The organism is Microbacterium sp. GXS0129 (assembly GCF_044769785.1).
In the GTDB taxonomy this organism is placed as follows: Bacteria; Actinomycetota; Actinomycetes; order Actinomycetales; family Microbacteriaceae; genus Microbacterium; species Microbacterium nymphoidis.
Genome location: NZ_JBIZVZ010000005.1, coordinates 334,765 through 343,048, shown reverse-complemented (window position 1 = coordinate 343,048; position 8,284 = coordinate 334,765). Strand labels below are relative to the sequence as shown.

Annotated in this window: 8 protein-coding genes; all 8 read right to left on the bottom strand. The window is 68.0% G+C overall.

Features of this window, described 5'->3' with window-relative positions; genetic code table 11:
* Positions 1 to 285: 285 nt before the first annotated feature.
* Positions 286 to 1,269 (bottom strand): NAD-dependent epimerase/dehydratase family protein, encoded by a 984-nt coding sequence (locus tag ACIQJ5_RS15945; protein ID WP_402845274.1) that lies wholly within the window; start codon positions 1,267 to 1,269, stop codon positions 286 to 288.
* Positions 1,270 to 1,332: 63 nt separating this feature from the next.
* Complete coding sequence (locus tag ACIQJ5_RS15940) at positions 1,333 to 2,856, bottom strand: fatty acyl-CoA synthetase (protein ID WP_402845294.1); 1,524 nt, start codon at positions 2,854 to 2,856, stop codon at positions 1,333 to 1,335.
* Positions 2,857 to 2,913: 57 nt separating this feature from the next.
* Positions 2,914 to 3,321: a hypothetical protein gene (locus ACIQJ5_RS15935; protein ID WP_402845272.1), complete on the bottom strand. Its 408-nt coding sequence runs from the start codon at positions 3,319 to 3,321 to the stop codon at positions 2,914 to 2,916.
* A 109-nt stretch (positions 3,322 to 3,430) separates the two neighbouring features.
* Positions 3,431 to 4,162 carry a GntR family transcriptional regulator gene (locus tag ACIQJ5_RS15930; RefSeq protein ID WP_402845270.1) on the bottom strand — a complete coding sequence of 244 codons (732 nt, stop codon included), beginning with the start codon at positions 4,160 to 4,162 and terminating at the stop codon, positions 3,431 to 3,433.
* A gap of 13 nt (positions 4,163 to 4,175) precedes the next feature.
* Positions 4,176 to 5,111, bottom strand: a complete 936-nt coding sequence (locus ACIQJ5_RS15925; protein ID WP_402845268.1) for a PfkB family carbohydrate kinase — start codon at positions 5,109 to 5,111, stop codon at positions 4,176 to 4,178.
* 12 nt (positions 5,112 to 5,123) lie between these two features.
* The gene (locus ACIQJ5_RS15920) at positions 5,124 to 5,990 is read right to left on the bottom strand and encodes a carbohydrate ABC transporter permease (RefSeq protein WP_402845266.1); all 867 of its coding nucleotides are present in this window, start codon (positions 5,988 to 5,990) and stop codon (positions 5,124 to 5,126) included.
* Positions 5,991 to 5,993: 3 nt separating this feature from the next.
* The gene (locus ACIQJ5_RS15915) at positions 5,994 to 6,875 is read right to left on the bottom strand and encodes a carbohydrate ABC transporter permease (protein ID WP_402845264.1); all 882 of its coding nucleotides are present in this window, start codon (positions 6,873 to 6,875) and stop codon (positions 5,994 to 5,996) included.
* A 93-nt stretch (positions 6,876 to 6,968) separates the two neighbouring features.
* The gene (locus ACIQJ5_RS15910) at positions 6,969 to 8,267 is read right to left on the bottom strand and encodes an ABC transporter substrate-binding protein (protein WP_231091076.1); all 1,299 of its coding nucleotides are present in this window, start codon (positions 8,265 to 8,267) and stop codon (positions 6,969 to 6,971) included.
* Between the last annotated feature and the right edge of the window lie 17 nt (positions 8,268 to 8,284).

Genomic DNA, 8,284 nt, shown 5'->3' with positions numbered 1-8,284 from the left:
CCACCCCGCCGACGGTTAGCACCGCCCCACTCCACCCCGCCGACGGTTAGCACCGCCCCACTCCACCCCGCCGACGGTTAGCACCGCCCCACTCCACCCCGCCGACGGTTAGCACCGCCCCACTCCACCCCGCCGACGGTTAGCACCGCCCCACTCCACCCCGCCGACGGTTAGCACCGCCCCACTCCACCCCGCCGACGGTTAGCACCGCCCCACTCCACCCCGCCGACGGCCAGCACCGGCACCGCATCGCCCCGCCGCCGCCGACGGTGGCGTCGCGGGGACTCACGCCCCCGAGGGCAGGAGTTCCGAGAGGAGGGCGCGCTCCTCCTCGTCGGTGAGCCCGGACGCCGGCTTGTCCGGGACGATCACGTCGCCGAGGGTCTCGCTCAGCGGGCGCAGGAGCAGGCCAGCGGCCTTCGCCCGTTCGTTGCTGTGAAGGTGGATGCCGATGTCGGCGGCGTCGTCCAGCCAGATCGGCAGCGAGCGCGGCCCCGCCCAGCCGTGCACCTCGTGGGCCACGAGCCAGTCCGCGGGCGCGGCGACCGCCGCCCCCTCATGACCGGCAGCATCGCGGGCCACGCGCAGGTGTTCTGCCAGCGTGACGACGTCGCCGGTGGCGTTGAAGACACCGGCGAGCCCCGCGGCAGCGCCCCGCACGATCCAGTCGGCGAGGTCCCGGACGTCGATGACGGCGGCGGGCTGGTCGGGTGCATCCGGGATGAGGACGGCACCGGCCTCGTTGGACGGATGCGCGAAACGCCAGGGCCAGTATGTCGAGCGACCCGAGCCGTCCCCCGGTCCGCCGATGAGTCCTGGGCGGATCACCAGCGATCGCCCGGCGCCGAATCCGCCGATGACGGCCTGTTCGCACGCTACCTTCGCGTGACCGTACTCCTCCAACGACGCCATGGCGTCCGCGTCGAGCGGAGCCAGTGTCGGCGCGTCCTCGTTCTGCCCGCCTGCGTCATGCGTGGCGTACACCGAACACGTCGACACGAATACGAACCGGTCTGCTCTCGGCGCCAGCGCAGCCACCGCCGACCGCACCTGACCCGGCTGCCGGGAGACGTCGACGACGACATCCCACTGTTCTTCCGCCACCGGCGAGTACGCGGCCGGATCCTCGCGATCCGCCCGCACCAGCCGGGCGCCGTCCACGACGTCCGTGCCGCGAGCGAGACACGTGACCTCATGACCCGCGTCGAGCGCGGACCTCGTGATCTCCCGCCCGAGCCACGCCGTCCCACCGAGAAGAAGCATCCGCATGCGCTCATCCTCTCCCGGGCCGGCCGCGGCGTCAGCAGCGTTCACGGTGAGCGAAAGCACGGATCAGCCGTCGCGCAGCTCCCGCTTGAGGATCTTCCCGCTCTGGTTGCGTGGCAGCGCCTCGATGAAGCGCACCGCCTTGGGCACCTTGAACGACGCCAGCCGGTCCTTCACGTGGGTGATGAGCTCGCTCTCGGTCACGGAGGAATCGGGCTTCAGCACGACGCAGGCGACGATCGCCTCGATCCACCGTTCGTCGGCCACACCGATCACCGCGACCTCGGCGACTGCGGGGTGGGTGTAGATCGCATCCTCCACCTCGCGGGAGGCGACCAGGATTCCCCCCGTGTTGATCGCGTCCTTGATCCGGTCGACCACGGTGAGGTATCCCTCTTCGTCGCGGACCACCAGATCACCGGAGTGGAACCACCCATCGCGGAACGCCTCGGCGGTCTCCTCGGGCTTGTCCCAGTAGCCCAGCGCGAGCTGCGGCGAGCGATAGAGCACCTCGCCGGGTTCGCCGTCGGGCACGTCGGCACCGTTCTCGTCGACCACGCGCGTCTCCACGAAGAGGATCGGACGCCCCGCGGACGCCGGTCGCTGCTCGTGCTCCTCGGGACGCAGCACCGTGGCGAGCGGTCCGATCTCCGACTGGCCGAAGCAGTTGTAGAACCCCAGATCCGGATAGCGCTCGCGCAGTCGGCCCAGCACCGTGACCGGCATGATGGAGGCCCCGTACTGCGCCTTGGTGAGCGACGAGAGGTCCGCCGTCTCGAGGTCGGGATGATTGGCCAGCGGCACCCAGACGGTGGGCGCGAGGAAGAGCGAGCCGATGCGCTCCTCCGCGACCGTCCGGAGGATCCGCGCGATGTCGGGGGCGGGAAGCAGCCGGATCGTGGCGCCGATGGCCAGATAGGGCAGCATGAACACGTGCATCGCGGCCGAGTGATACAGCGGCATGCACACCAGCGGGGCATCGTCGGGCTTCTGGTCGAGTGCCACGATCACCGACGAGTACTCGGCAACCAGCGCGGCATGCGTGAGCATCGCGCCCTTCGGCTGCGAGGTGGTGCCCGAGGTGTACAGCAGCTGGACGAGATCGTCACCGTCCACGTCCGCCGGGATGTCCGTGACCTCACCCGCCGTGGCCGCGGCGAGGAACGAGTCCTCCTCGTCGCGCAGCCCGCGCACCTGTTCGACGGCGGTCTGCGCGCGCACCGCATCGAAATGTGCCCGCAGCTGGGGATCGACCAGCGCCGCACGCGCGCCCGACTGCGTGACGAGATAGGCGAGCTCGGCGCCGTGCAGCGCGTAATTGACCGGCACATGCACGAACCCGGCCCGCGCGATCGCGAGGAAGGCGATGACGTACGCATCGGAGTTCGTTCCGTAGGTGACCACCCGATCCCCGGGCGCCAATCCACTCGCACGCAACAGGGCGGCCCCACGGCTGACGGCGTCGTCCAGCTCTCGATAGGTCCACTCCCGGCCTTCGAAGCGAAGAGCCGTCACGAGCGGCGTGCGGGCAGCACTTCGTCGCAGCACTCCGTCCACGGTGTTGGTGCGCCAGTGCTGGGGAGGGGACATCGTCGTCATGCCCTCACGCTAGCCACCTTGATGCGCGGACGCACGCGGCCCACGCCGTTACGAGAGCGCTCGCCGGGAGTAGCTGCCACTCATCACCGGTGCGAGCCCGCCGCCGGCGGCCGCTGTCGCCAGGTGCAGGTCGATGCGGTCGGAGCGCGCGATCAGTCCGAGCACGTTTCGCACGCCGTCGTGCTCTCGGTCGAGCACCAGCATGTCATCCTGCCAGCCGGCCTCACCCGGCTGATCGGGACTCGCGCCGTCGGAGTCGAACCACCACAGCCGCTCGCCCGAGATCACCGCATGCGCCGCCAGGTCGTGACCGCCGCCCCGGCGAACGTAGTCGATCACCACACCGCCCGGCCCCGGGGCGATGGAGAGCACTCCGCTCACCGCTCCCGACCCGTCGACGAACTCGTCCGCTCCGGTCCAGTCGCCGATGACCCGCTCGTACCGTGCATCCACCATGCCTCGAGCCTACGTTCCCGATCGGGTCGTGGACACGGGTGCTCCGGCAGGCGCGCATGACGCGAGACGAGGACGATCAGGGCGGACCGCTTCCCCGTCTCGGTCGGCGTCAGGCGGGGCGCTCCTCGTAGGCGACGGTGCGCAGCGTGACCCGGCTGGGCACGGATTCGATGTGGGAGGTGTGGATGACGGCGCCGTCCCGATCGAGCGCGACCTTCTCGATCACGATCAGGGGCTCGTGCTCGGGGCGCTGCAGCCATTCGGCGGTCTGCGCCGTCGTGTAGCCGAGACGCACCTCACGACGAACCTCGGCGAAGTGCACCCCGTAGTCCTCCCGCAGCACGCGGTAGGTGGAGGTGTCATCGGAGATCCGCTCGGCGAAGCCCGGGTATCGATCGAGCGAATAGACGCTGCGGTCCAGGGCCAGCGGCAGCCCGTCGATGCGGAACACGCGCTCCAGCACGAAGATCGGGGAACCTGTCGGGATGCCGAGTGCCGACGCCCGCGCCGCGTCCGCGGTCGTGGTCACGGCACGCATGATGGCCCGGGACTTCTCGCCGCCCTCGGAGATCTGATCGGCGAATCCACCGATCGCCATCGTTCCGAGCACGTCGCTGCGCTTCGTGATGAACGTGCCCGCGCCCTGACGACGACGCACGATCCCGAGCTCTTCGAGGTCGGACACCGCGCGCCGCACGGTGATCCGGCTCACCCCGAAACGCTCGCACAGCTCGGGCTCGGACGGAATGCGCCCCGAGTCGTCGTAGCGACCGTCCTGGATCTCCTGCGCAAGGGCTGCGCGGACCTGTTCGTGCAACGACGCCGTCGATCCGATCACCACGGCGACCCCTCCCCTACGACGCGCTGCGCGCCTCTCGTCGGCCCACAGGATGACGCTTCACGAGCTGTACCCGCGCGTCCTCTCCCGCTCCGACAGGATATCCGAAGGCCCCGCGCAGGGTGCAGGCGAGGGCGCCGGTGGTGGCGGCGACGTCGAGACAGGCATCGAGCTCGGCCCCCGCGGCGGTGGCGGCGAGGAAGCCCGTGATGAACGCGTCGCCGGCGCCAAGCGCGTCGACCGCGGCCACCGGCTTCACCCCCACCGCGGTGCGGCGGCCACGCTCGTAGGCCATCGCGCCCTGCGCGCCGCGCGTGATCACCACGATCCCCATCCCGCTCGCCAGAGCGAAGTCGGCGAGATCGTCGCGCTCGCTCTCGGTGAGGGCACCCCCGGAGAAGAAGCCGACCTCGACGTGCGGTGCCGATGCCGCGACATCGTCACGACGCGCGTCGTCAGAATAGTCGTAGGAGATCCGCGTGCCGCGCTCCGCGATGCCCGCCAGCTCGCGATCGATCGCCGAGTACACGGAGGTGTGCATGCGCGTGAACCGTGCGATGTAGTCGTGGTCCTGTTCGGTGATGCGAAGCCGGAGCTCGTGCTGCACCCCGCCCCGGTTGGAACCCACGAACCGACGATCACCGTCGTCGTCGAGGGCGACGAACGCCATGCCGTTCCACCCGTGCGCGGTGCGCGCCCTCTGCCGGTCGACCCCGATCTCATCGAGCACGCCCCGCAGGTGATCCGCGAACCGGTCGTCCCCCATGATCCCGATGAACCCGGCGTCCCCGCCGAAGAACAGCCGGGAGTAGGCGGCCACATTGAGCGCGTTTCCTCCCGGATACGCCAGGTCCTCGTGAAGGTAGCAGTCCAGCACGTTGTCGCCGATGCCGACGAGTGACGGCGCCGGCACCGTGCTCAGCAGTTCGCGCAGCTGATCGGAGGAGTACATCGTTTGTGGTTCCTATCCCTTGACGCTTCCGGCCGCGATGCCCGCGACGAAGTACCGCTGCAGCAGCAGGAAGACGATGATGATCGGCAGCGCCGCGATGACGAGTCCTGCCAGCAGCACGCCCCACTCCGTCGAGAGGGCATCGCGGAAGGACATGAGGCCGGCGGGGATCGTGCGGCTGGAATCCGAGTTCACGAAGACGATCGCGAAGAGGAACTCGTTCCACGCGAAGTAGGCGGTGAGCACCCCGGCCGTGACGAGGATGGAGCGGCTGAGCGGGAGGTACACGTGACGGAACACCCCCAGCGAGCGGCATCCGTCTATGGTGGCGGCATCTACCAGCTCCAGCGGGATCGCGAGGAACACCGACCGGATCAGCAGGATCGCCATCGGCAGTCGGAAGGCCACGTACGGCAGGATCATCGCCCACAGCGTATCGAGCAGCCCCAGCGCATCGAGCATCTGGTAGAGCGGGATGAGGCTCACCTGGGGCGCGACGACCAGGCCTCCCACGGCCAGGATGAGGACCACGCCTGCCACCCGATTGGCCATCCTCACCATCCCGTATGCGCACAGAGCCGCCAGCAGCACCGTCGCGATGGTCGTGACGACGGTGACCACGAGGGAGTTCACGAAGTACCCGGAGATGCCCTTCTCCCACGCCTGGGCGTAGTTCTGCACCAGCCAGGTCTGCGGCAGTCCCCACGGATCACCGTAGATCTCCGCGGAGGTTTTGAAGGAGGAGATCACCATCCAGATCAGCGGATAGGCGATCACGATCGCGTAGACGGCCAGGAGCAGATAGACCGGACTGTTCCACACGTGCTCCCGCGTGCGCTTGGGCTTGTCGTGGATCGTCGAGATGGTGGTCGTCGACATGGCTCAGTCCTTTCCCGTGCGGAACGAGATCATCTGCACGAGCGACAGGATCAGGGTGATGAGGAAGATGAGGGTGGCGATGGCCGAGGCATACCCCATCTGGTTCTGGAAGAACCCCTGGTTGTACATGTAGGTGGCGAGCACCTGCGTGGTGTTTCCCGGTCCACCTCCCGTGAGGATGAACGGTTCGTTGAAGACCGTGAACGCCCCCGAGACGGTGAGGATCATCGCGACGAAGATCATCTCCTTCGCCTGCGGAACGGTGATGCTGAAGAACTGACGGATGCGGCCGGCGCCGTCGAGCGCGGCGGCCTCGTAGTAGTCCGCCGGGATCTGCTGCAGCGTGACGATGTAGAGCATGCAGATGTAGCCGATGCTCTGCCACTGGGAGACGGCGATCACCGCCCCCATGGCCGTGTCGACGTCGGCGAGCCAGGCCGTCTGCAACCCGCCCAGCCCGATGAGTTCGAGGAAGGCGTTGAGCAGCCCGCCGCGCGAGCTGTAGATGAATGTGAACATCAGCGCGATCACGGTGATCGAGATGACCGCGGGCATGAAGTAGACGCTGCGCAGGAAGGTGGCCATACGAGGGCCGAGCAGGTGCGTGAGCCATGCGGCGAGCACGAGGCCGCCGCCCACCTGGCAGATGATCGAGACCACGGCGTAGATCACGTTGTTCAGCAGCGCCGTGTGCACGATCGGATCGGTGATCAGCCGGGTGAGGTTGTCGAACCCGACGGGGCTCATGCCGCCCGAACCCGCGCGGAACGAGAAGAAGCTGTAGATGAGGTTCGCCAGCAGCGGGTAGTAGACGAAGAGTGCGATGAGGATGAGGGCCGGCAGCACATAGAGCCAGCTGCCGAGAGCACGGAGGCGAGGCTTCATCGTCGATTCCTCTTTCAGTATGGGCTTCGCCATCGGCGAAGCGGTGTCCGGGGCGGGCCGCCGGCGGCAGGAGGGACGCCGGCGGCCCGGGTTTCAGGACGCGTCGCGCACGCGCTTCGCGGTCTCCTGCACCTTCTCCATGACGCCCTCGGGCGTCTGCTGTCCGCCGAGCATGAGCTGCGTCTCGGTGAGGTAGGTCGCCACGATCTGCGGGTCGTAGGCGTTGTCGAGCCAGGCCGTCATCTCGCTCGCGTCGAGGATCTGCTGTGCGAGTTCCTTCGTCGTGTCAGAGACGTCGGCCTCGTCGACCGCTCCCTGCACCGCGCTGAGCTCGCCCGTGGTCTCGGTGTAGGCGATGCCGTTGGCCTTGCTCAGCATGAACTTCAGGAACTTCTTCGCTTCCTCGGGGTGCTTCGTGTTCTTCGAGATCGCGAAGCCCTCGGGCGCACCGGTCAGCTGATCCGGGTCGCCCTTGCCGCCCGCGACGGCGGGGAAGTTGAACACCGAATAGTCGAACGCGACGTCCGTGAAGTAGCCGATCTCAGCGCTCTGCGCGTAGAACAGCGGGGCGCCCTCCCCCGACATCCAGGCGTTTCGCGCCATCTCATGGTCGATCGCGAGGAAGTCGGCGTTGACGTGCTTCGAGATCTCGGCGAGTCGCTCGAGCGCCGTGACGTACCCGGGATCGGTGAACTCCCCCTTCGCCGGATCCTGATCCGCGACGAAGACCGCGGGGTCCACGACGCGCTGGTTGAGCGTTCCCAGGTAGTGCGCGATGGTCCACGTGTCGACCGCACCGAACTCGATCGCGTGCTTGCCCGACTTCTGCTCGATGGTGTCGAGCACCGTGAGGAACTCGTCCCATGTCTTCGGAGCGGTGAGACCGTACTCGTCGAAGATCTCCGTGTTGTAGTAGAACACCTTCGAGTGCATGCCGATCGGCAGGCCGTACTGGGCGTCCCCCTCCGCGAACGGCGGCAGCTGGCTCTCGTAGAAGCTGTCGCGGAAGTCGGTGTCCTCCGCCAGCCACGGGCCGAGGTCCATGAGGGCGTCGCCCTTCACGAGCTCGGCGATGAACGAACCGCTCCAGGTGAACATGACGTCCGGCGCGTTCGCGGACCCCGCGACGACCTTGATCTTGTCCTTGTAGTTGTCGTTGAGGACGCTCTCGGTTTTGATCGTGATGTCGGGGTTCTCGGCTTCGAACTCCTTCACCAGGTTGTCGAAGTAGGTCTTCTTCGGCTCGTTCGGCCAGCGGTGGAAGAAGTTCAGCTCCACCTGGCCGCCGGCGCTGCCACCTCCGGAGGAGTCTCCTCCGGAGCAGGCCGCGAGCGGCAGGGTGAGCGCGGCGACCGCCAGGGCGGCCGTCGCGATCCGGGTCTTGATACGCATCGTTGCGTGCCTTTCTT